Origin of the sequence: Flavobacterium granuli (assembly GCF_900129705.1) — a bacterium.
GTDB lineage: Bacteria > Bacteroidota > Bacteroidia > Flavobacteriales > Flavobacteriaceae > Flavobacterium > Flavobacterium granuli.
The window spans coordinates 210,070-234,133 of the sequence record NZ_FQWO01000003.1; the positions used below are offsets into that span (position 1 = coordinate 210,070).

The window sequence follows — 24,064 nt, forward strand, 5'->3', positions numbered from 1 at the left end:
TTTATAACTCTTCAATCCATAAGGTTAACATTAGGTTTGACTAAATTTATGCGTAATTTTTGCTATTTCTCAGGTTTTCATATTTATTCGTTTTTAGAGCATTATTTTCGGTTTCTATATTCCGCTTTAGGCGGTTCAGTTTTAAGTTTTATTTTCCTGTTTCTGCAAAATAGCGACAGATTCACTTTTCTGCTTTACCAAATCCAATTTCGAATATCAGCGTAAGTTTGGCAGATTTAGTTTTCACGTTTCTGCAAAATCTCGTTCTCAAAATTACGTTTCAGACTCTGTGTAAGTTTGGCAGATTCCAATTTCCAAATTCGTCGTTCTTTCTCCGTTGTGTTTTTCAAGCTTCTACTTTAATTTTTGATTAAAAACGAAAGCGTCAATTCGGAACGAATTGGCTGTGAAACTCTCCCACAACTTGTATATAGGTCTGACGATGTCAGACTTATCATCCTTAAATTAGGTCGCTTTGTCTGACAATGGTCGTCTTTTTTGGTTTTGCTAATATATGAAAATAACCTTACAAATCATTTTAGCATTTTATAAAGTAGGGACATAAAAAACGGCGTTTAAATGCACTTTAAACGCCGTTTGATATTATAAAAAATGATTTATTTATCGAATCGCTTTTACAAATTCCTCGATTTTTGCCGTTCCGTTTTCGGTAAGATGCGTGATAAAAGCACTTCCTATGATGGCGCCTTTGGCAAATTGAGTGGCTTGATTGAAGGTTTCTTTGTTGCTGATGCCAAATCCAATCACTTGAGGGTTTTTCAAATTCATGTCGGCTATGCGTTTGAAATAGGCTTGCTGTGCGCTCCCAAAACCAGACTGGGAACCCGTAACGCTAGCCGAACTTACCATATAAATAAACCCATCCGATACGCTGTCAATAAAACGGATGCGCTCGTCAGCAGTTTGTGGCGTAATCAAAAAGACATTGATGATACCGTGTTTTTCGAAAATTTCCTTGTATTGCTCGGCATACACATCCACCGGAAGATCCGGAATAATTAGACCATCAATACCAATTTCGGCGCATTTCTGGCAGAAATTCTCCACGCCGTATTGCAACATCGGGTTAAAATAACCCATAATTACCAAGGGAATGGAAACCGTTTTGCGAATGTCTTTTAGTTGGTCAAACAAAACTTGGGTAGTCATTCCGTTGTGCAGGGCTTGGGTTGAGCTTGCCTGAATGGTAGGTCCATCGGCCAAAGGATCGCTAAACGGCAATCCGATTTCGATCATGTCAATGCCGCTTTTCTCCAAATCCTGAATGATTTGTACCGTATCGTTGAGCTTAGGATATCCCGCTGAAAAATAGATAGAAAGTATCTTTTTGGTTTCTTGTAATTTTTGATTTATTCGGTTCATTATTGTAAAGTATATGTTTGTTGTCAGTTCTCCAATTTCTTTTTTTGTCATTCCGACGAAGGAGGAATCACATAAAGCAGCTAAAATCATGAGATTCCTTCTTCGTCGGAATGACAAGAGCTGTTGTATTTTAGTGTATTTGCGTTAGGGATTATTTCACTATGCTCTTATTTTTACTGGAGTTCAGTGAACTTCGTTTGAAGCGGCATCCTTTTTTGTGTGGCTTTTTTTGACCGCGCAAAAAAGATATAGCAGATAGCCCGCCCGCTTTTCAGCGGGAACGCTCAACTATAATTTAAAATAATCAATATAGGTATTCAAATCCTTGTCGCCACGACCGGAAAGGTTGATGACCACCACATCTTCAGGATTGAATGTCATTTCGTCCAGAACCGCAAAGGCATGGGCGCTTTCGATAGCCGGGATAATCCCTTCCATTTTGGATAATTCTAATCCCCAATTCATCGCCTGAGCATCCGTAATCGAAATGAACTGCGCTCTGCCCGAAGCGAACAAATGCGCGTGCATTGGCCCAACACCCGGATAATCCAATCCGGCCGAAATAGAATAAGGCTCGGTGATTTGCCCATCTGGAGTTTGCATCAAAAGGGTTTTGCTTCCGTGAATTATTCCTACTTTACCCAAGGCTGAGGTAGCGGCACTTTCGCCCGAATCTACTCCCAGACCGGCAGCTTCAACAGCGATAATGTTAACGTCTTTTTCGTCCAGAAAATGGTAATAAGCTCCGGCAGCATTGCTTCCTCCACCTACGCAGGCAATCACATAATCCGGGTTTTCACGTCCTTCTTTTTCCAATAATTGGGCTTTGATTTCCTTTGAAATTACAGACTGAAAACGCGCTACCATGTCCGGATAAGGATGTGGACCAACCACCGATCCGATGATATAATAAGTGTCTACGGGATTGTTGATCCAGTCGCGAATGGCTTCGTTCGTGGCGTCTTTCAGGGTTTTTGAGCCCGAAAGTGCCGGACGCACTTCGGCTCCTAGCATTTTCATACGCGCCACATTTGGCGCCTGACGACGGATGTCAATTTCTCCCATATAAACGATGCATTCCAAGCCCATTAAGGCACAAACGGTTGCTGTGGCAACGCCATGCTGACCCGCGCCTGTTTCGGCGATGATGCGTTTTTTGCCCAAACGTTTGGCTAGTAAAATTTGTCCAATGGTATTATTGACCTTGTGTGCGCCGGTATGGCATAAATCTTCTCTTTTCAGATAGATTTTGGCGTTGTATTTTTGGGATAAACGCTCTGCAAAATAAAGCGGCGTAGGGCGTCCCACATAATCTTGCAATAAGGCATCAAATTCAGCTTGAAAAGAGGGATCTGCCGTTATTTTTAAATAATTTTGACGTAATTCTTCTACATTTGGATATAACATTTCAGGAATGTAGGCTCCTCCAAATTCTCCGTAATAGCCTTTTTCGTTGACGTGAAAACTCATTTTGTTTAAAGTTTTAAAGTTTAAAGTTTCAAGTTGCTGGTGAAACTATATAATAATTTTATGTTTTTTAATCCGGGTTCGATTTCAAATTTACTGTTGACATCAATGCAATAAACGGGTAAATTGGTTTTCGAAATTTCATTTACGACTTCCATTTCATCAATTCCGATTCCTCCGCTTAGGAAGAAGGGTTTGCTTGATGGATAGTTTTCTAATACTTTCCAGTCAAAAGTGGTTCCGTTGCCGCCGGGTAATTTTCCTTTGGTGTCAAAAAGAAAATAATCGCAAACGGCTTCAAATGGTTTTAAAACTCGAAAATTAAAATCATCAGCAACCGAAAACACTTTGATGATTTCAATCGATTCGTTTACAGTGCTTTTTAAATCCTGACAAAATGTTACCGATTCTTGTCCGTGTAATTGAACGGCTTGCAAATCGTGTTGGACTATTCTTTCAAGAATTTCGCGCTGTGTTGCATTTACAAAAACCCCCACTTTCTTGATTGATTTGGGTAATTCCGGAATAATTCCATCAAAATAACGAGCCGATTTTTCCCAGAATATAAATCCCATATAATCGGGTAGGAGGGCGCCTACTTCGAGAATATTATCGGGATATTTCATGCCGCAGATTTTGAGTTTCATGTTTTTAAGATTTAACCCTGAAAGGGTTGGTTAGGGTTTATAACTGCTTAATGAATTCCATTGCTGCCTGACCGGCATTTGCCGTTTTCATAAAGTTTTCGCCAATAAGAAACCCTTTGTAGCCGTAGGGTTTTAATTCATTGATCGCCTCGATGGATGAAATTCCGCTTTCGGAAACTTTCACAAATTCATTTGGGATTTGCGCTGCCAATTGTTTGCTGAAATCCAAACTTACTTCGAAAGTTTTTAGGTTTCGGTTGTTCACGCCAATCATGTCTAATGTTGGCATGATTGATTTTTCCAATTCTTCCTGATTGTGGACTTCCAGTAAAACCTCCAATCCCAGATTTTTAGCAAACTCGGATAAGGATTTGATTTCGTCTCTGGTCAAAACTGCTGCGATTAGTAAAATCAAATCGGCACCGTGAGCTTTGGCTTCCAGGATTTGGTATTCATCCACGATGAATTCTTTTCGCAATAACGGAATATTTACGGTCGCTCTGGCCAAAAGCAAATCGTCCAAAGAACCGCCAAAATATTTCCCATCGGTCAAAACTGAAATTCCGCAGGCACCAGCGTTTTCATATCCTTTCACGACTTCTTCAACCGTAAAACCGTAATTGATTTCCGCTTTGGAAGGCGAACGGCGTTTGTGTTCGGCAATGATTCCTGAAGTGCTGTTTCTTAAATTCTGACTTAAAGAAATGCTTTTCTTTTCGAAAAAAACCGAAGCTTCCAATTGTGAAACGGGAATGATTGATTTCTTGAGAATGACTTCTCTTTTTTTATCCACTATAATTCTATCGAGTATGTTCATTTTTATTAATTAAAAGATTGAAAAAATTAAAAGATTGAAAAATTCACTTTTGATTGCGCTTATTTCAGATTCTTCGAATTCAAATATTTTATGAAATTAGAAAGGTTTTGCGAAATTTCAATACTGAGAGCATAACTTCCTTGAATTTGGCTTTGTTCACAAAAGCCAAGTTCTCTTGAAAGTATCAACATACTTCGTACTTCGGCACAACTTCCTTTTGAAATTTTTAAATATTTAATCAACTGTTTGTTACTATTATATTCTGATCCTTCGGCGATGTTATTTGTAATTGAAATAACGGCTCTTTTTATTTGGTTTTGAAAACCAAATTCTTTTTCAAAAGTTTTATTTTCTAATAATTTAAAGACCAATTTAGCTAATTGAATTCCTTTTATATAAACTTCAAATTCTTCAAACGACTTTGTCATAATCTTTCAATTTTTAAATCATTTAATTTTCAATTTCTATTTACTCAATTCTTGTAAAGTTTTCAAAGATTTCAGGCCTTTTCCGGACAGTAAACTTTCTTTTGCCAATTCAAAAGCTTCCAGTGGCGTACATTTGGTAACGGTCGCAATCGCCATAGCTGCATTGGCACAAACCACATTGTTTTGGGCTTCGGTTCCTTGACCGGAAATGATATTGGTAAAAATCTGAGCTGATTCTTCGATGGTTTTCCCGCCTTCTATTTCGCTTTGCAACAAAAGACGGACGCCAAAATCTTCCGGTTTTAGCATTCCTTCCATTGAACTGGTAATCGTCTTTGTAGGTCCGGTCAATGAAACTTCGTCATAGCCATCAAGCGAATGCAGAATGGTGAAATTCACATCGGTATTTTGATACAAATAAGCGTACATTCTGGCCATTTCCAAATTGAAAACACCCACCAATTGATTTTTAGGAAAAGAGGGATTGACCATTGGCCCGAGCATATTGAAAAAAGTTTTTACTGCCAGTTCTTTTCGAATTGGCCCCACGTTTTTCATCGCGGGATGAAATAAGGGCGCATGCAAAATAGTAATACCAGCCTTATCGATAGCTCTTTCCAAAAAATCGGGATCATTAGTAAATTTGATTCCCATTTTTTCCATCACATTACTCGATCCGGAAATGGAAGAAACACCATAATTACCGTGTTTGGCTATTTTTATTCCCGCACCCGCTGCCACAAATGAAGCTAATGTAGAAATATTGAAAGTGTCTTTGCCATCGCCGCCGGTTCCGCACAAATCGATGGTATTATAAGCTGATAAGTCTATGCGAATGCACAAATCCAATAAGGCTTCTCTAAAACCGGCCAGTTCGTCGATACTAATGCTTCGCATCATGTAAACGGTAAGAAAAGAGGCAATTTGACTTGTGTTGTAACTTCCGTTGGAAATATTAACCAATACGTTTTTGGCCTCTTCTTTGGAGAGCATTTCGTGATTGATCAATCTGTTTAGTATGTTTTTCATTTTAGTATTTGTCTTAAAGTCCAAAGTCGAAGGTCTTAAAGTCTTTCGAGATTATGACTAAATATTATCGTTTAAATTCTGTCATCTGATTGCTGGGACTGATCACTGGATACATAAAACTGATCACTAACTCTTCACCCAGTTTTCCAACATCCTTTTTCCGTTTGGAGTCAAAACACTTTCGGGATGAAATTGTACGCCACGCACATCAAAAGTTCGGTGTCTTAAAGACATTACTTGGCCGTTTTCGTCGAAAGATGTAGCTTCGAGAACATCGGGCAAATTAGTATCAACCACCCAGGAATGGTAACGACCCACTTCAAACTCGTTTCCTAATCCTTCAAACAAAAGTTCGTCATTTACTACGGTTTTTACCATTGTAGCCACGCCGTGATATACTTTATCTAAATTAGAAAGTGTTCCTCCAAAAACCTCGCCAATGGCCTGCTGTCCTAGGCAAACCCCAAGAATGCTTTTAGTTGGTGCGTATTTGCGAATCACTTCTTTCAATAAGCCTGCTTCATCAGGGATTCCGGGACCTGGAGAAAGAAGGATTTTATCGAAACCCGCTATTTCATCAATATCAAATTCGTCGTTTCTGTAAACAGTCACTTCGCAGTTTAAATCTTCCAGATAATGCACTAAATTATAAGTGAAACTATCGTAATTGTCTATAACCAGTATTTTTTTCATGATCTTTCGTCTTGTCTGTTTCTTTTTTATTTAAATCGTTTCTGCTAAGTCCAGCGCCTTATTCAGCGCTCGTAATTTGTTGTAGACTTCCTGCATTTCGCTTTCTTCGTCTGAACTGGCTACAATTCCAGCTCCAGCTTGGCAATGCAATTGATGGTTTTTGCTGAGGAAAGTTCGAATCATAATGGCATGATTAAAATTCCCTTCAAAATCCATAAAACCTATGGCGCCACCGTAAAAACTGCGATTGGTTTTTTCATAGTCTTCAATGAGTTGCATCGCTCGGTGTTTTGGCGCTCCGCTTAATGTTCCTGCAGGAAAAGTATCGGCAACAACTTGCATCGTTGTGGCTTTTTCGTGTAAATGCCCGGTCACTTTGGAAACCAAATGAATGACATGGGAGAAAAACTGTACTTCTCTGTATTTTTCGACATTGACATCATGACCGTTTCGGCTCAAATCATTTCTGGCTAAATCGACTAACATCACGTGTTCACTATTTTCTTTTTTATCTTCCGATAATTGTTTGGCAAGAATGGCATCCTGTTCGTCATTTCCTGTTCGCTTGAAGGTTCCGGCGATAGGATGAATTTCGGCTTTACGTTTTTTGACAATAATTTGGGCTTCGGGCGAAGAACCAAATATTTTGAAATCACCATAATCAAAAAAGAATAGGTAAGGCGAAGGATTAATGCTTCTTAAGGCTCTGTACACATTGAATTCGTCGCCTTTAAAACCTTGGGTGAATCTTCGGGACAATACTAATTGGAAAACATCGCCTCTAAAACAGTGCTTTTTGGCCAAAGCCACATTATGTTTGAATTCTTCGTCGGTTAAATTTGAAAAACCTTCTCCTTCTTTGGTGAATTTATACGAAGCAATATTTCGGGACTGCAATAATTGCTCAATTTCCGAAATGTTATTTCTGCCGTCCAGGCTGTGACAAAAAATATAGGCTTCATTTTTAAAATGATTGATCGCAATTATATTTTGATACACCGCATAATACACATCCGGAATCGAGATGCTGTTGTCTTTTTTGGCAATAGTTACTTTTTCGAAATAACGAACAGCGTCATAGGAAATGTAACCAAACAATCCATTATTGATGAATTTGAAATCGTTTTTCTCGGATTTGAACTGATGTGAAAATTCCTGAATCACTTGCGGAATATCGGTATTGGCATCGATTACAATTTTCTCAGAACTGCCATCGGGAAATGTTTTATAGATGGTTTCGTTTTCCACTTTTATCGATGCAATCGGGTTGCAACAGATATAAGAAAAACTGTTGTCGTTGCCATGATAATCGCTACTTTCAAGTAATAAACTGTTTGGGAATTTATCGCGTATTTTGAAATATACGCTTACTGGTGTGATTGTATCAGCAAGGATTTGCTTGTATTTTGTATTTAGGATATAAGATTTCAATTTGCTTGTATTTTAGTTAGGTTAAATTTCGGCATAAAAAAAAGGCTTGTCGTGATGACAAGCCTTTTATATTTATAGTTTAAATAATACTATAGGAGCTTAGTTCACGACGACTGACGTAAATTATTCCACCACCAAGTATTGTTTAAAATTGTGTTCATGTTATTTTTATTGGTCACAAATATATAAATGAAATTTGATTAGGGCAAACTTATTTAATGAAAAATAAAAACATTCTGCTGTTTTTTTGTTTGAAAAAAAAACATACTTTTAATGGCAATTGAGAATTTTATTCAATTGATTAGAAAGTTGTTGTCAGCGCTTAATAGCCTTTGACTAATACGGTGTTTGTTTTTAATCTAAAATCAGGTATCCTTTTATTATTAGGTTGGAGAAAAAGCGCTTCGTTAGTCAGTTTAGAATATTCTATGGAAAAAGATTCATTGCCATACCAATTTTTTATGTCTGGGTCGTTTTCAATAATTTCACTTTGGATACCTCCTTCGCAGTTATTGACAAGCAGGTTTTGCAGATTTATTTTTGCCAAATTTGCTGAAATATTAGCAATTTTAGCGTCCAGTAAAACACAAAGTTTAAATCCGGAAACGACACTGTTGCTAAGGCTGAAATAGCTTTTGTCTTTGATGTAGATCGCTTCTCGAACTAAGCCCTGATTGTTTTCTTCTAAATTAGCCAAAGTAATATTGGCAGCTGTTATTTTGGTCAGTTTTTTGGTAGGGTCTAAATTTTCGATTTTGTCAAAAGAATCTATTTCAAAACATCGCGAACCTGAGATATCGGATGAATAAGGGTAACGAATGGCAATACTGTTGTTTATGTTGCATTGGGCTCCTTGGGTAAAATCGAAGTCATCATCGGTGGCTCTAAAAGAAATGAGATTGTCAAAATTGACATCACCGCCATAGCATTCGAAGGAATCGTCATTAGAATAACTGATTTGTATGAAGCTAAACTTAGATTGACGGCCTACTCCGGCCAGTGATAGTCCATTAAGTTCTTTTAAGGCATTGAGTTTTCTTCCTGAAAATTCAATTCGGACATATTTTAATATACCGGAGTCGCTATCGGGATTTTGTCCGCCATATTGACTAATCATGTGATCCAGATTAAAATCTAAGAAACTGACTCCGCCAATTTTGTTGATAGGGGCGTCCCCCAGGATGATTATGCCTCCCCAATCGCCTGGTTTTCTTGTGAAAGCTTTTTTATCTGATGTAAAAACGATGGGGTCAGTGTCTTTCCCTTCGGCCATTATTTTGGCTCCTTTTGTTATCACAAGAGTGCCGCATGTTTCTACATCGCCCCTTATAACAGTTCCTGGTTCTATGGTAAGTACGGCATTATTGGTCACATAAACTACGCCCATTAATCGGTAGGTTTGCTTCTTGTGAAGTGTAAGGTCTTTGTCTATTTTTCCTGTCAGAATGGTGGTGGCTTCGGGATATTCTTCAGTTGCCGGTTTGAAATTAGTCCAATTGTTTGACCAATTGTTTTGACCAATAATCCCTTTTGCTTGCTGAGAATAGATTGATGGAGCACTTAACATACAGCTGATTAGAATAAAAAGCAATTTTTTCATGATTCAATTTTGTTTTCAATTTTTATCATAAAACGCAGAAATACTTCTATTGAGCTTATTTCTTGATTTTATTTTTTCAAAATTAGCTGCCTTTTATTAATTAGATAATTATTGGATATTAAGTATTTGTTACTAAAAGGTTAATCAAGATTTTAAATACTGTTTTTAGAGGTTCTAGTTTTTGTATGGTTGAAAGTGATTTGCAAAATTGAGATAAGCAGAATAAAAAAGCCTCAATAATTTCTTATTGAGGCTAGTCTTTTTTTGAATTTTAAGTAGGCAACTACATTTTTAGAAATACTTCTAATTCAAAATCATTGTAGATGGTCTTATCTCCCAAGTCTTCAAAATAGCTTCCGGAGCCGTATTTAATATCATATTTGGTACGGTCTACAATTAGTTTTGCCGTTGCGGTATCGTCTTTTACGGTCAAATCAAATTTGGTTGGTTTTGTTACGCCTTTAATGGTCAAATCAGCGGTGATGCTGTAATTGTTTTTTCCTTTGTTCTGGATTGTTTTGAAGACTAATGTTGAGGTTGGGAAATTTTGGGTTCCAAAAAAATCATCCGATTTTAAATGACCTTCGAGGTTTAGTTTTGGTTTTCCTGTTTGGTCTGTGTTATTCAAGGTGGTCATGTCAGCAACAAATCTTCCACCGGTAATCATATTATCTTTCATAATAAGGTAGCCTTCTTTAAAATCGATAGTGCCTTGATGCTCTCCTGTTATTTTTTTACCAGTCCAAGTAATTTTACTTTTTGTAAGGTCAATTTTTTTGGTTTGGGATTGGGTGTTTCCATAAGTAAGCAGAAGGGTCACAAGGATTCCAATAATTTTTAATTTTTTCATTTTGGTACACATTTAAGGTTAAAAATAGATTTCGTTTGCGAATAATTATCTTAATTGCATCTGGTGTATCAAAGTTAAATAAAAGGATTGATTTTTTTTGTAAAATAATGATTATTAGTATTTTAATTTTTATTGAGGTATTGTAGGGATTTCTGTGTTTTAAATAAAAAAAGAAACCCCAATAATTTCTTATTGGGGTTTGGTACAGTTTGGTTTTTGAAAATTACATTTTCAAAGAAACAGCTAATTCAAATTCATCAGAAATGGCTTTGTCTCCTAAGCTGTCAAAGAAACTTTTTGATCCGTATTTGATATCATATTTTGTTCTGTCAACATTAAAAGTTGTAGTTGCAGTATTACCGTTTACTTTAATGTTAAAGTTTACCGGTTTTGTGATTCCTTTTATTGTTAAAGCAGCAGTAACATTATAAGTATCTTTAGCGGTCGTTTTAATGGTTTTGAATACTAAGGTTGAAGTTGGAAATTTATCTGTTCCAAAAAAATCGTCCGCTTTCAAGTGTCCGTTTAGTTTTTCTTGGTATTCTCCTTTTAAGTCAGTTGCTGTTAATGAAGTCATATCAACTGTAAAAGTTCCTCCAGTTAATTTTTTTCCTTTGAAAACTAGAGCACCGTCTTTTAGGTTAACAGTTCCGTTGTGCTGTCCTGTTACTTTTTTTCCAACCCAGTTGATGGTACTTGCTGAAGCATCTACTTTTTTAGTTTGTGCTGTTACTGATGCAGTTGATAAAACTACTACTAATGCTAATGCAATTGATTTTAAATTTTTCATTTGTTTAAATTTGATTTTAAGATTAATAATTATAGTGTAATAAATAATTCGTTGTTTGATTTTCTAACTTTTTTGTAATGTTGGGTTGCGTCTTCCTCATGACGGTATCCTATGGATGCCATAACAGATGCATTAAGCCCCAGCGCTTCTAATCCCAGTATTTCGTTAACTTTATCTGGAGCAAAGCCTTCCATTGGAGTAACATCAATTTTTAATTCGGCTGCGGCATTTAGTAAGTTACCCAAAGCTAAATAAGTTTGTTTTGCAGTCCAATTATTTCTGGCTTCTTCAGGAAGTGAAGTGATAGCGGATTTCATGAAATCCATATATCCTTTCATGCTTTCTACCGGAACTTCTCTTGTTTCGCTTACGTTTTGGAAGTAATTATTAATACCTTCTTCTCCAAAGTTAGTTTCATTTGCAAAAATAATAAGGTGAGAAGCATCTACTACTTGCGATTGTCCCCAAGCGGCTTGTTGTAATTGTAATCTCAATTCCGGATTTTCAACAATAAGTACTTTATACGGCTGTAATCCGTATGAAGAGCTGCTTAGGCGGATTGCTTCTTTTAATAAGCTTAAATCTTCTGTAGATATTTTTTTAGTAGCATCAAATTTCTTTGTAGCATATCTCCAATTTTGATTTTTTATAAAGGTGCTCATGGTTTATAGGTGTTAATTTCTGTATTTTTCTAATAGGATATTCAATTGTTCCAGTTCTTCAGAGTTTAATTTGTTCGAAAAAAAGCTTTCGTGTTTAACTACTTTAGGATCTATTTCGGTCAGAATATCGAGACCTTTTTGGGTAATCAAAACTTCAATTTTTCGACGGTTATCAGGGCAAACATTACGAGTAACCAGATTCTTCAATAGTAATTTGTCTACAAGCCTGGTGGTATTACTCGTTTTGGCTAACATGCGTTCCTGAATCATGCACATATTTGCAGGATTTCCTTTTTGCCCCCTTAGTATGCGTAAAACATTATATTGTTCTCCGGATATTTCATAAGGTTTTAAAATTTCATTAAAATTTTCTGTAATAACATTTTGAGTATATAAAACGTTCAGAATTATTTTTTTTGAAATATCTAATGGAACCGTGCTTTTTATTTCGTCTTCAATTTTCATATTTGTGCATATGTAATTTGTTGGTACAAATGTAACACATTTTTTATTTGTATATACAAATAAAAGAATATTTTTTTATTAAAATTTTCTTTCGGCAGTAGAATAGAGGAGAAAAGCCTTTACTGTAAAGGCTTTTGAGGTTTTAAGCACTATTATTTTTCTGAGAGATTTTTCTGAAATAATTGTTTGTTATAGCAAAATTTGGATAAAAAGCTCACTATGCTAAATTTGATCAAATACATACAATTGGTCAAAATGAGTTATTTTTTCTCTTTTTTGATCAATAAATTGAAGAATAAACCACCCAATAGGCTTCCGTATAAAGTAGAATTTAAAGGCTTTGAAGTTATGGCACAACTTCCGGAGAGACAGCCTACGTAATGATAATAAAGATAGCCACCGATGGCGCCAATAATTATTCCTATTCCGGTGATGATGATTGCTTTTTTATTCATTGATTGCTTTTGTCTAAGATGATTTTAATAAGGTTGTCTTTTTCCAAAACACCGGATTGTCTCCACAATTGTTTTCCGTTTTGGAATAAAATCATCGTTGGTACGCCGCGAACTTGGTATACCGAAGCCAATTGTTGGTTTTTATCCACGTCTATTTTTATAATCGAAATTCGATCCCCCAAGCTGTCTTTTACTTCTTTCAAAATAGGCCCCAGCATCTTGCAAGGACCGCACCATGTGGCAAAAAAATCTACCAGCACGGGTTTTTCTGAATTTATGATTGTGTTGAAACTAGAATTCATGGTGTTTATTTTTTTGGTGCTAAGCTTTTGTAAGCTGATGAGTGTTTCAAAATTACAAAATTTATCCCTTACTGATAAGGACTGATTCGTTAAAAAGGATTTAACTTTTTTTTAATTTTTTAAGCTTGGAATACTTTTGCTATCTAGTACGTGTTTTGCAATGTCTTGTAAAACAAGTGAATAGGTGAAAATAAAAACTAAGGCCTTTGGATTTGTTCTAAGAATAAAATTCTTCGGATTTTAAAAAAGTGTATAAAAGAATTTAAATTCGATTGATACACTTTTTTAATTTATTTTTTATTTGGAATACTACAACCATTGGGGCCACAACCAAAATTAAATAGTGCCTGGAACAGGAAGAATAAGCCAAATGCAATAAAAAACCATTCCTTGCTCACATAAGCCTGATAAAAAAGGAAGCCAGCAAAAGCTAAACGAAACATTCGCATAGCGTGCCAATTTGTAAAGAGTAGTTGTTTCATCTTTTATATTTTCTTTATTTTATATTTTTCATCATAAGACACAATTGTTTGTAGTTCTTTTAATGGAATTTCTTTTTCACTGACAATCAAAACTTCGGAAAAATCAGTGCTCATGCTTGCGTTTAGAACATCGTTTAATGCTTCAAATTTTGTTGTAACAGTATTCATGCAGCCACTGCAAGTAATGCCTTCAAATTCATAAAGATGGACTTCAATTGCATTTTTTTTGAATTCAAAAAACAATTCAGAATTGGCCCTTGGAGCAATTGAATTTTGAGCTACATCTATTTTTAAAAAATCAAAAGCACCATTAAAAAGATTTTCGTATTCTTCTTTACTTCCGCCAAATGGAGGACTTACTTCAAATGTTCGATTAAATAGCAAGCCAGCTAAGATGCCATTTTCAGCTAAAAGCTGATGCATTTTCCAAACGTACTTTTGACGCATCGTTGGTGGCAATGCGCAGAAAAAGGTTTGCTCAATAATCAAATCATAGCTGCCTTGGTGTTCAAAAAAATCACCTAATATTATTTTTATATTGCTATTGGCAGCAAACTTTTGTTTTAAATTCTCAACTAAGGTTGGGGCAATATCAATAACATTAATATTGGTGAAGCCTTTTTCCAAAAGATAATCTGCTTCGTAGCTATTGCCACAGCCGGGAATTAAGATCGCTATATCTTTATTTGTTAATGTGTCAATATAGGATTTAATAGGTGGTGCTATTTCTCCTAAATCCCATCCTGTTGCCTGGGCTTTGTATTGTGCATCCCAATATTCCTGATCTAAAGGTTTTTCGCAGGATACCACACAGCATTGTTCCTTATTCATGTCAATTAATTTTTTCGCGTGTATTTATCTTAAAAGGGATGTACAATGGACAAAAGCTTAGGAAGCTTGTAATCAAAAATACAATTGCAAATGCTCCTAAAATCAAAGCCAGTGTGCCGCTGATTGTATGAGTAAAATACAATACTCCAATAACGACCGCTATTAAAACCCTAATGATCTTGTCCGTTTGACCCATATTTTTTTTCATGATATAAAATTTAAATGATTAAAATAGGTTATAATTCTATAGTAAATTTAAATTATAATATATTGATAATGAGTGTTTTTAGGTTTTTTTTTGAATTTTTAAAGTACCTTACTTTGACATACAAAATCAGTTTTGGGTACTTCGGTTTTTGCAATAGCATTAAAACCGCCTTCAATTTCTTTAAAATTTCTAAATCCGCGAGCCTGAAGAATTGAAGCGGCAATCATGCTGCGATATCCTCCGGCACAATGAAGAAAGAAAGGTTCCTTAGGGTCTATAGTTTTAATCCAATCATTGATATTAGCTAAAGGTCTGCTATAAGCTTCATCAATATGTTCTGCGCTATATTCACTTTCTTTTCGAATGTCAATTACTTTGCTTTCGCCAATTTTTAGTTCTTTAGAAAATTCCTCGGCAGTGATTCTATTCACGGTATCGATTTCTTTTCCTGTCTTTTTCCAAGCTTCAAAACCACCTTCCAGATGACCTATCAGATTGTCAAAGCCCACACGGCTTAAGCGCGTTACAGATTCTTCTTCCTGGCCCATTTCTGTTACCAGAATAATAGGTTGTTTTACATCGGCAATTAAGGCGCCAACCCAAGGAGCAAAATCACCTTCGATTCCTATATTGATGGATTGCGGAATAAATCCTTTGGCAAATTCTCCATTTTTTCTAGTGTCTAAAATTAAGGCTCCGGTATCTTTTACAACGGCTTCAAAATCTTTCGCACTGATGGCTCTCATACCATGGTTTAAAACGGTTTCAAAGCTTTCGTAACCTTGTTTGTTCATAGCAACATTCATCCCAAAATAAGCAGGAGGAGGCAATAAACCATCGGTTACTTCCTTGATGAATTCCTCTTCGGTCATATTGGCTCTCAAAGCATAATTTGTCGCTTTTTGTTGCCCTATAGTTGATACGGTTTCTTTACTCATGTTTTTGCCGCAGGCACTACCAGCGCCGTGTGCAGGGTATACAATAACATCATCGGCCAGGGTCATTATTTTTGATCTTAACGAATGGAATAATATTCCGGCTAATTGCTCTTGTGTCATTGAAGCAGCTTTTTGAGCTAAATCGGGTCTTCCTACATCACCAATAAATAAGGTGTCTCCAGAGAAGATGGCATGTTCTTTTCCGTTTTCATCGATCAATAAATAAGTAGTGCTTTCCATGGTATGTCCGGGAGTATGCAATGCTTTTATTTTGATGTTTCCAATGTTGAATTCCTGACCGTCAGCAGCTATGGTAGCTTCAAATTCAGGATTGGCGGTGGGGCCATAAACAATTGGAGCAGCTGTTTTTTTACTCAAATCGATATGACCTGAAACAAAATCAGCATGAAAATGAGTTTCAAAAATATATTTCAGCTTTACATTGTCACGTTCTAAGCGGTCCAAATAGGGTTGAACTTCTCTTAGCGGATCTATGATCGCCGCTTCCCCATTTGAAGTTATATAGTAAGCGCCTTGGGCTAAACATCCGGTATATATTTGTTCTATTTGCATGATTTTTTATTTTTAGATTCTTATACAAAGGTAACTCTTGTGTTTCAATTTTAAAGTGACTATTGTTACACAATATGGTTTTATTTAAAGAAGATTTCTTTGGTTATAATATAGATTCCCATTACTAATACAAACCACCCAAAGATGGGTTTTAATTTAGTTCCATCTATTTTTTTCGAAAGCTTGATTCCGATAAGCATTCCTATAAGGGCAATACTTGAAATCATGATCAAAAAGGGATAGTCAATAGGCATACCAATATACAAGTCACCAGCAAAACCAATACTGGAATTGATGAAAATGATTAATAAGGAAGTACCAACGGCTTGTTTCATAGGTAAATTAGCAAAAAACAATAAAGCAGGTATGATTAAAAATCCGCCTCCAGCGCCTAAAAATCCGGTTACGATCCCAACAAAAAAACCGATTATTCCCAGCTGCATATAATTGGTTTTTGGAGGAATTTCTACAGTTTTTGTTTTGCGTATCATCGATATGGCGGCAGCCATCATTAGCACTGAAAAAACAATCATAATCAGAAAGTTTTTGGACACTTCATAGGACGCAATGGAGAAAATTGTCGAGGCAATTTTGGGGAAAATAACTTCGCGAATAATCAGGATGGAAAAAATCGATGGAATGGCAAAATACATCGCCGATTTGATTTTAAGATTTCCCATTTTATAATGACTGATACATCCAAATAAGGAAGTGATTCCCACTATAAAAAGAGAATAACTGGTGGCGTTTTCAGGATCTATTTTGAAGAGATAAACGAGGATAGGAATGGTGAGTATGGATCCTCCTCCTCCTATTAAACCCAAAGAAAGACCAATGATGATTGAAGCAAAATATCCTAAAAGTTCCATTTATTATTTTTTATTACAAAGGTTGCCTGTATTTGATGCACAAACAGTAACATTTGTCACATTGCGTCTTTTTTTATGTCAAAAGTTCAATATTATTGCGGTGCAATCGCACTAAACCTCGTTGTTCCATTTTTTTAAGCAAGCGCGAAATTACCTCTCTGGAAGTATTGAGTTCAATGGCGATTTCTTGATGCGATAATTTTAATTCTTTGCAGTGGCAAGCTTCGGCATGGCGTTTTAGGTAAAATTCCAAACGTTCGTCCATGGCTCTAAATGCGATGCTGTCTACCACTTCCAGGATTTCTTCAAATCGGGTGCGATAGGTCAATATTACAAATTCATACCAACTGCGGTACTGCATCATCCATTTTTCCATTAGCGAAAGCGGAATCATGATCAGTTCGACATCTTCAACTACTTTTGCCATGATTTGGCTGGTCTGACTTTTGGTAGCACAAATCATAGAAACGGCACAGGCTTGACCCGGCTGTAAGTAATACATAAAGAATTCTCCACCGTTTTCTCCTTCGCGGTAAATTTTTACTTGCCCTTTGGTAATTAAAAGAGTGTAGTTGATATACTGGCCTGTACGCATAATAACATCGCCGGCTTTGTAAGACTGCCAAATTGCATTTGATTCAATTTCATCGATAAGATCATCTGAAAAGGAAGGGAATAATTTCTTTAAAGAATGCTGCATTTCAGTTTTTTTAGAAAGTTTTTTTGTTGGAGCTACTGTAAAAGTAAGTTAAAAATTGAATATGGCATAGGAACTTTATAAAACCAAAAATGAAAATGGAAATATAAAAGTGATAATTGTTTTTTATTTATTGTCTATGGATTTAATGGGTTAGATATTATGGATTTATTAGCTTATTTTATAGTTGACTGATTAATAAGGTTTAGCGAAAACGTTTTCTTCGAATTATTCTCTAATTCATAAACAGGCAGTACTGTCTTTGATAAAAACATTGTATTTTTACAAAAAAAACACACTATGAATTTAACACAAGAAGATTGGATTTCTCAACTTGTAGAGGATGAGAATTCGGTGATATTAGATGTAAGAACTGAAGATGAGTATAATGATGGAATTATACCCAATGCTATAAATATAGATATTCATAAAGGTCAGGGTTTTATTTCGGAACTGGAAACTTTAGACAAGAATAAAAATTATTATGTGTATTGCCGTTCTGGAGCCAGAAGTGCAAAAGCATGCGAAATCATGAATGAATTAGGTTTTGAAAATGCCTATAACCTAATTGGCGGAATTTTAGAGTGGAATGGAGATATCGTTTCACCATAAGACTAAAAGGAGGCCAATGCCTCTTTTTTTATGTAAATTATTAGAATAACCAAAATAACCAAAAAATGAATTTAATACCAGAAGAGTTTCAGATTAATGCTTTACTTAACCAAGATTCTTATTTAGTAAATGGAGAATTAAAAAAATGGGAAGGGCAAACATCCGGTGTATTCTCAACTATTTCATCAACTACAGCATATGCACCTACTTTGTTAGGATCTATTCCTTTCATGGGAGAAAAAGAAGGACTCGAAGCCGTGAATGCCGCCGCCGATGCTTACAATAACGGTCAGGGGCAATGGCCTACGATGAAAGTAGCCGATCGGATTAAGTGCATGACCAATTTTGTGACACAAATGACCGAAAAGCGTGCCGAGGTCGTGAAGTATTTAATGTGGGAAATTGGTAAATCTCTGCCAGATTCTCAAAAAGAATTTGACAGAACTGTAGAATACATTTATGATACTATCGAGGATTATAAGCAATTAGATCGCAACAGTGCCCGTTTTACCAAAAGCCAAGGTATAAATGCGATGATTCGTCGAGGACCTTTAGGAGTAGTATTGTGTTTAGGACCTTATAATTATCCTCTAAATGAAACCTTCTCCTTGCTTATTCCGGCATTGATAATGGGAAATACGGTTGTCTTTAAGCCTGCAAAACATGGTGTTTTATTATTGTCGCCATTATTGGAAGCCTTTAGAAGCAGTTTCCCAAAAGGAGTCATTAATGTAATTTATGGCAGAGGTCGTGAAGTGGCTTCACCTATTATGGCTTCGGGTAAAATAGATGTTTTGGCTTTAATTGGAAACAGTAAATCGGCGATTGCCTTGCAAGATTTACATCCTAATAAAAACAGGCTGCGTTTAATTTTAGGATTGGAAGCCAAAAATCCAGCGATAATTTTGGCCGATGCCGATTTAGATTTGGCTATCCAAGAATGTATTGTTGGTTCTTTATCTTTCAATGGACAGCGTTGTACAGCCTTGAAGGTTTTGTATGTTCATGAGACAATTGCTGAAGAATTCAACAGGCGTTTTGCCGCTAAGGTGGACGCGCTTTCTTTTGGAAATCCTTGGGACAAAGCAGTAATGCTGACCCCATTGCCTGAAAAAGATAAGCCAGCTTATATACAAGATTTGATTGATGATGCCAAGAGCAAAGGAGCTCAAGTTATTAACGAAAAAGGAGGCGAACAAACGCCTAATTATATTTTCCCTGCGGTTTTGTTTCCGGTCAACAAGGAAATGCGTGTGTATCACGAAGAACAGTTTGGACCAGTTGTGCCTATTATCTCTTTCAAGGACATTCAAGAGCCTTTGAACGATATGGCTGAATCGAATTATGGTCAACAAGTAAGTTTGTTTGGAAAAGACATTACAACCATTGCACCGCTGATTGATACATTAGTCAATTTAGTTTGTCGTGTTAACCTAAACAGTTCTTGCCAGAGAGGACCGGATATTTATCCATTTACAGGAAGAAAAGATTCAGCGGTGGGAACTTTGAGTATTCATGATGCTTTGCGCTCTTTTTCAATACGAACTTTTGTTGCCTCAAAAGACAATGAGTACAACAATGAAATTTTACAGGCGTTGTTAAATAGCGATAAATCTAATTTTATCACCACCGATTATATTTTGTAATGTTTTTTAATTAAAAAAATGAAACCGTCTCGTTTTTGCGAGACGGTTTTTTTTGTTAAAATAAGCTGTAAGTAACTGATTTTCAGTGTTTATTTCATTATATTTACTAAGCCAAATAACTTTAAAAAAGAATACTATGAAAAACTTAAAAAAGATTTTGAATCCTATTTTGATTGTTTTTTTTATGGTTGTCGTTTTCTCTTGCAAGAACAATAAATCAGAACAAAAAGAGGAAGTCACTGAAATAAAAGAGATGGATAGCACGAGCCTGCCATTTATGCCTTTTAAAATTATAGCCATTAAGCATAAAGTGGCAGATTATGCTAAATGGAGAATAGCATATGATGCACACGATTCCATAAGAAAAATGTATGGTATAACCCATTTTGTTATGGGTAGGGGAATGGATGACGCCAATACCATTATCATAATCGATAAAATGGATGATGTGATGAAGGCTAAGGAATTTAGTGCCATGCCTAGTCTCAAAGAGCTTATGAAAAAAGCCGGGGTAATCAGTTCGCCCGAGTTCTCTTTTTATGATGTGATACGCAATGATGACAGCAAGATTAATCTAAAAGACCGGTTGATGGTGACGCATCGGGTGAAGGATTTTGATGCTTGGCTTAAAGTGTATGATGCCGAGGGAATCAATAAGAGAATGGAATACGGACTTATTGACCGCGGAATGGCCAGAAGTATTGATGATCCTAATGTCGTGAGTTTAGTTTTTGCCATTTCAGATTTGGAGAAGGCTAAGGCTAGAATCAATTCTGAAGCAATGAAAAAGCTAATGATGGAAGCAGGAGTAGAAGGACAACCACAGCTATTTTTTTATAAGTTAGTGGATTAATAAAATACTTTGATTGTATAGATAGAGACCGCGTTGCTGATTCAGGCCAAGCGGTTTTTTATTGGGTCACCAATACAGTTATGTAAATTTAATTTCTTAAATTAGAATGTTTAAAGTTTTTAAGTAATTGAAAACAAATCAACTTCGTTAAAATAATCGAATAATTTCTACTCATTTTGTGGATATTCTAAAATAAAAAAGCATCAAAAAGAAAATTAAAATAATAAAACAAAATATTCACGAGCGGCTGCATCGGGAACCCTATTATAGCCATCCCAGATTGAAGTTTATTCCTAATATTGTAATTAACTTACTTAGTTTTTTATTGTCTTTTGGTGTGATTTTAAGTTTGCTATATATAATATTGAACTACTTAATTAAAAAGTTTTATCACTTAGACTAAGAAATACTTTAAGGTCTTATATTTTGCTCTTAGCAAAAATAGATTTTAAGCTAAAAGATTATTTTTGTTTTTCTCTTTTTACTAGTTGTCTTATTTTGTTTTATTGTAAATAATTGGTTTTGAAATTGTTGTTGTTATTATGTAGTCGTATTCTTTAAAATAGGAGCTTCTTTTCTAATTGAAATATCACTAAAAGTGGGTATTGTTAGCAATAGTCAATCCGTGTATTTTTGGAACATTAATATAGAGTATGCTAAGGTTTCTTTTTATTATAAAAGACTTTGATAGTGTGCTTTGTATATGTAAGAAATATATTTCACAGACAAAAAGAGGTTTAACAATTGAATAATAATAATTATGACAAATTCAGAAAAAATTAGAAAGGTTAACGAATTATTGATTGAAGTGATTAAGGATGAAGAAGATCAAAATGAAACCTCTTTGAGTGGTTTAAAAGATGTGGTGTTAAGCATACTGGTAGACTATTGGCATTCAATAAGAGAACCGGAGATTTTTATGGATTGTAGTGAGGTTGAAAACGAAGAACTTCAGTATAGCAATTAATGAGGGGCAAACTTATTATTACCAAAAGTTAATAAAAATAACAAAACAGCTCGTTTAATTTTTTAAACGAGCTGCTTTTTTTTAATTTCCTCTATAAGTTGAATAACCATAAGCCGAAAGTGTTATTGGTACGTGGTAATGGCTGTTATCTTTAATTTGAAAAACGACCTCAATAAAGGGATAAAAGCTCTCGGTATTATTTTTTTTGAAATAGTCACTTACGAAATAAGTTAGTTTATAAATTCCAAGGTTTGCTTTTTCAGAATTTAGAAAATCTGTAATTCTTCCATTTTTGTCAGTAGTTTTTTCATCTACAAACTGCCATGTTTTGGTTTGCTCATTTTGTTTTTCCAATTTGATACTGACTCCTGCAGCAGGAGTTCCTTTGCTAACATCCAAAATATGACTTGATAGTTGGTAGGTGCTTTTTTGTGCAAAGCTTGCTGTTGTGATCAAAGCTAAAATTAATGTCAAGATTGAATTTTTCATTTTTTTTGATTTTTAAAGTTTAAAATTATTTTACAGTTATTCCCAGTTCAGAAATCGAGGCTGATTTAGCAATTAGATCATCATTTTCAGCACTTCCTCCGCCTGCTATACCAATACTTCCAATTACGTTTCCGTTGTACCATACAGGAGCTCCTCCGCTCAAAAGCAGTAGTTCCGGTAATGTATTTAAATTTTGGGTATCTGGATTTGATTTGGCATTCCTTAGCAAGGCAAGCGTGGCCGTTTTGGTGGATAAAGCAGTAAAGGCTTTTCTTCTTGAAGCTTCCGTATTATGCGGACCTACATTTTCTCCTCTGGTTGTCATCAAAATGTTTCCTGAAGCGTCCAGAATTGTAATGGTAACTTTTTTACCCAATGAATTTGCGGTTTCGCTTGCGCGTTTTGTCAATTCATAAGAAGCTTCCAAAGTCAGATTGTCAACGGATTTAACATATCTCTCAACTGAATTTGTCCTGAGTTTTTTCTCAGGATTGACTTGTCCGATACAAGTTGTTGTGATGAAGATTAATATAAAAAGTAATTTTTTCATGTTTAATGATTTTTTTACAAAGTTAAACGTTTTATAAAATTAAAAGGTTGACCTAAGTCAACGTTTTTGAAAAGTACTTTTATTTTGACAAACATTAAATTGAATTATAAAAGGTTTTGAAGAAAAAAGAAATTTGTCTTTTTACACATTAATTTTTGCTTTGAATTGCAGGCTAAGACTAATGAAAAAATCCGATTGACTATCGCCAACCGGATTTAAAATCAGAATTTTTTTCTTCTTTCGGTTAAATACTTTCGAAGTGGAATATCATAGCATCTCATGGTTAAATAGGCAAGACCAACCAAAAGAAGTGTTCCGCTTATGATGATAAAAGTGAGTTGGGCTGTTCCCGGTTTATGGCTTGTGTAATAGCTCGCGAACATCCACATCACAGCATAATGCGTCATGTATAAAGGATAGGATATTTTTCCGAGGAAGCTGGCTGTTTTTTCGAATCCTTGATTTAGCGTGGCTCCTGCGCCTATAGCGATTAGTAAGGGGAAATAGAACATTACAATTATGGGCTCAGTCAGCCAATTCCAATCCGAAAAGGGAATTAAGAAGGCTAGGAGTAGTAATATGGATAGACCTACAAAACTTAGTTTTGATTTAATAATCCAATTGGAACGATAAATCAACATACCCGCTAAAAAGGAATATGAAATACGAGCACCGCCATCCCAAAAGCTAGTGTCATTCCATCCGCCCAGCAAGGAACCATCCGCGCGGTTACTGGCAAAACAGAGTCCTGCGGCAGCAATGACGGTTAAGAATAAGAGGGAACGTCGGCTTAATTTGTGAAGGAAAAGTGCATAAAGGATATTGGCGACATACTCCCAAAACAACGACCAGGCGGGCGCATTCAAACCAAATAAGTTAAAATATCGGTCGGGCATTGCTGCAAAAGGAATCAGAAATAGGGAAGCCAGAAATATCAAAATCAATTTACCCGTTTCGTAGGTTTCAGGATGACTGCTAAAAGGGTCAAACAGAAAAGCCAACAAACCCAATACCGAACCAAAAACAACCAGAGGATGCAATCTGATTAGTCTTGATTTAAAGAACTCTATAGTTCCCATTTTACCAATGCGGTCATGATATGCATAGGCGATAACAAATCCAGATAAACAAAAGAAAAAATCGACCGCAAGAAAACCATGTGCGATAAAATTTTTGCTGGGTTCATAAACGATTTCCATAAAATGAAAAAGGACAATGGCCAAAGCGGCAATTCCTCTTAAACCATCAAGAATTTGAAAATGTTGTTTGGTCTTTAAAATGTCGGAGCTATTATTTTGCATGTCGATAAACGTTTGGTTTCTTGGTTTTT

At 35.6% G+C, this 24,064-nt stretch carries 28 protein-coding genes; 4 read left to right on the forward strand and 24 right to left on the reverse strand.

Annotated elements, in window-relative coordinates; translation table 11 throughout:
* Positions 1-621: 621 nt before the first annotated feature.
* From trpA to BUB25_RS06075, 21 genes are all read right to left on the reverse strand, one after another.
* Positions 622-1,383, reverse strand: coding sequence for a tryptophan synthase subunit alpha (gene trpA, locus BUB25_RS05975; protein ID WP_072942096.1), 762 nt, complete (start codon positions 1,381-1,383; stop codon positions 622-624).
* A gap of 288 nt (positions 1,384-1,671) precedes the next feature.
* Positions 1,672-2,853, reverse strand: coding sequence for a tryptophan synthase subunit beta (gene trpB / locus BUB25_RS05980; protein ID WP_072941671.1), 1,182 nt, complete (start codon positions 2,851-2,853; stop codon positions 1,672-1,674).
* Positions 2,854-2,873: 20 nt separating this feature from the next.
* Complete coding sequence (locus BUB25_RS05985; protein ID WP_072941674.1) at positions 2,874-3,497, reverse strand: phosphoribosylanthranilate isomerase; 624 nt, start codon at positions 3,495-3,497, stop codon at positions 2,874-2,876.
* A 37-nt stretch (positions 3,498-3,534) separates the two neighbouring features.
* Complete coding sequence (trpC, locus tag BUB25_RS05990) at positions 3,535-4,314, reverse strand: indole-3-glycerol phosphate synthase TrpC (RefSeq protein WP_072941676.1); 780 nt, start codon at positions 4,312-4,314, stop codon at positions 3,535-3,537.
* Between the two features lie 59 nt (positions 4,315-4,373).
* Entirely contained in the window at positions 4,374-4,742 is a 369-nt protein-coding gene (locus BUB25_RS05995) for a four helix bundle protein (protein ID WP_072941680.1), read from the reverse strand.
* A gap of 36 nt (positions 4,743-4,778) precedes the next feature.
* Positions 4,779-5,771: an anthranilate phosphoribosyltransferase gene (gene trpD, locus BUB25_RS06000; RefSeq protein WP_072941683.1), complete on the reverse strand. Its 993-nt coding sequence runs from the start codon at positions 5,769-5,771 to the stop codon at positions 4,779-4,781.
* A gap of 126 nt (positions 5,772-5,897) precedes the next feature.
* Entirely contained in the window at positions 5,898-6,464 is a 567-nt protein-coding gene (locus tag BUB25_RS06005) for an anthranilate synthase component II (RefSeq protein ID WP_072941686.1), read from the reverse strand.
* Between the two features lie 30 nt (positions 6,465-6,494).
* A complete protein-coding gene (locus BUB25_RS06010) occupies positions 6,495-7,895 on the reverse strand; it encodes an anthranilate synthase component I family protein (protein WP_072941689.1) in 1,401 nt (466 codons plus the stop codon).
* A gap of 322 nt (positions 7,896-8,217) precedes the next feature.
* A complete protein-coding gene (locus tag BUB25_RS06015; RefSeq protein ID WP_072941692.1) occupies positions 8,218-9,495 on the reverse strand; it encodes a hypothetical protein in 1,278 nt (425 codons plus the stop codon).
* A gap of 283 nt (positions 9,496-9,778) precedes the next feature.
* A complete protein-coding gene (locus tag BUB25_RS06020; protein WP_072941703.1) occupies positions 9,779-10,345 on the reverse strand; it encodes a YceI family protein in 567 nt (188 codons plus the stop codon).
* Between the two features lie 223 nt (positions 10,346-10,568).
* A complete protein-coding gene (locus BUB25_RS06025) occupies positions 10,569-11,135 on the reverse strand; it encodes a YceI family protein (protein WP_072941707.1) in 567 nt (188 codons plus the stop codon).
* 29 nt (positions 11,136-11,164) lie between these two features.
* Entirely contained in the window at positions 11,165-11,797 is a 633-nt protein-coding gene (locus tag BUB25_RS06030) for an NAD(P)H-dependent oxidoreductase (protein ID WP_072941709.1), read from the reverse strand.
* A 12-nt stretch (positions 11,798-11,809) separates the two neighbouring features.
* The gene (locus BUB25_RS06035) at positions 11,810-12,262 is read right to left on the reverse strand and encodes a MarR family winged helix-turn-helix transcriptional regulator (protein ID WP_072941711.1); all 453 of its coding nucleotides are present in this window, start codon (positions 12,260-12,262) and stop codon (positions 11,810-11,812) included.
* Positions 12,263-12,522: 260 nt separating this feature from the next.
* The gene (locus tag BUB25_RS06040; protein WP_072941714.1) at positions 12,523-12,717 is read right to left on the reverse strand and encodes a hypothetical protein; all 195 of its coding nucleotides are present in this window, start codon (positions 12,715-12,717) and stop codon (positions 12,523-12,525) included.
* The gene (gene trxA / locus BUB25_RS06045; RefSeq protein ID WP_072941718.1) at positions 12,714-13,019 is read right to left on the reverse strand and encodes a thioredoxin; all 306 of its coding nucleotides are present in this window, start codon (positions 13,017-13,019) and stop codon (positions 12,714-12,716) included. Before trxA ends, BUB25_RS06040 begins: the two co-directional genes overlap by 4 nt.
* A gap of 290 nt (positions 13,020-13,309) precedes the next feature.
* Entirely contained in the window at positions 13,310-13,501 is a 192-nt protein-coding gene (locus tag BUB25_RS06050; RefSeq protein WP_072941721.1) for a hypothetical protein, read from the reverse strand.
* Positions 13,502-13,504: 3 nt separating this feature from the next.
* On the reverse strand, positions 13,505-14,332 hold the full coding sequence (locus BUB25_RS06055; protein ID WP_072941724.1) for a methyltransferase: 828 nt from the start codon (positions 14,330-14,332) through the stop codon (positions 13,505-13,507).
* A gap of 1 nt (position 14,333) precedes the next feature.
* The gene (locus BUB25_RS06060) at positions 14,334-14,540 is read right to left on the reverse strand and encodes a YgaP family membrane protein (RefSeq protein WP_072941727.1); all 207 of its coding nucleotides are present in this window, start codon (positions 14,538-14,540) and stop codon (positions 14,334-14,336) included.
* A 98-nt stretch (positions 14,541-14,638) separates the two neighbouring features.
* Complete coding sequence (locus tag BUB25_RS06065) at positions 14,639-16,051, reverse strand: MBL fold metallo-hydrolase (protein WP_072941730.1); 1,413 nt, start codon at positions 16,049-16,051, stop codon at positions 14,639-14,641.
* 80 nt (positions 16,052-16,131) lie between these two features.
* Positions 16,132-16,920, reverse strand: a complete 789-nt coding sequence (locus BUB25_RS06070) for a sulfite exporter TauE/SafE family protein (RefSeq protein ID WP_072941733.1) — start codon at positions 16,918-16,920, stop codon at positions 16,132-16,134.
* Between the two features lie 73 nt (positions 16,921-16,993).
* On the reverse strand, positions 16,994-17,620 hold the full coding sequence (locus BUB25_RS06075) for a Crp/Fnr family transcriptional regulator (RefSeq protein ID WP_072941753.1): 627 nt from the start codon (positions 17,618-17,620) through the stop codon (positions 16,994-16,996).
* A gap of 297 nt (positions 17,621-17,917) precedes the next feature.
* Between BUB25_RS06075 and BUB25_RS06080 the strand changes: the two genes are divergently transcribed.
* From BUB25_RS06080 to BUB25_RS06095, 4 genes are all read left to right on the forward strand, one after another.
* Positions 17,918-18,229 carry a rhodanese-like domain-containing protein gene (locus tag BUB25_RS06080; RefSeq protein ID WP_072941762.1) on the forward strand — a complete coding sequence of 104 codons (312 nt, stop codon included), beginning with the start codon at positions 17,918-17,920 and terminating at the stop codon, positions 18,227-18,229.
* Between the two features lie 65 nt (positions 18,230-18,294).
* Positions 18,295-19,875, forward strand: a complete 1,581-nt coding sequence (locus BUB25_RS06085; protein WP_072941768.1) for an NADP-dependent glyceraldehyde-3-phosphate dehydrogenase — start codon at positions 18,295-18,297, stop codon at positions 19,873-19,875.
* A gap of 136 nt (positions 19,876-20,011) precedes the next feature.
* Complete coding sequence (locus BUB25_RS06090; RefSeq protein WP_072941772.1) at positions 20,012-20,728, forward strand: hypothetical protein; 717 nt, start codon at positions 20,012-20,014, stop codon at positions 20,726-20,728.
* A 760-nt stretch (positions 20,729-21,488) separates the two neighbouring features.
* Entirely contained in the window at positions 21,489-21,695 is a 207-nt protein-coding gene (locus BUB25_RS06095; protein WP_072941776.1) for a hypothetical protein, read from the forward strand.
* A gap of 81 nt (positions 21,696-21,776) precedes the next feature.
* On the opposite strand, the gene uraH is transcribed toward BUB25_RS06095, so the two are convergent.
* From uraH to BUB25_RS06110, 3 genes are all read right to left on the reverse strand, one after another.
* Positions 21,777-22,184 carry a hydroxyisourate hydrolase gene (uraH, locus tag BUB25_RS06100; RefSeq protein ID WP_072941780.1) on the reverse strand — a complete coding sequence of 136 codons (408 nt, stop codon included), beginning with the start codon at positions 22,182-22,184 and terminating at the stop codon, positions 21,777-21,779.
* Between the two features lie 25 nt (positions 22,185-22,209).
* Positions 22,210-22,734, reverse strand: coding sequence for a GlcG/HbpS family heme-binding protein (locus tag BUB25_RS06105; protein ID WP_072941783.1), 525 nt, complete (start codon positions 22,732-22,734; stop codon positions 22,210-22,212).
* 221 nt (positions 22,735-22,955) lie between these two features.
* On the reverse strand, positions 22,956-24,035 hold the full coding sequence (locus tag BUB25_RS06110; protein ID WP_072941785.1) for an acyltransferase family protein: 1,080 nt from the start codon (positions 24,033-24,035) through the stop codon (positions 22,956-22,958).
* Positions 24,036-24,064: the final 29 nt, after the last annotated feature.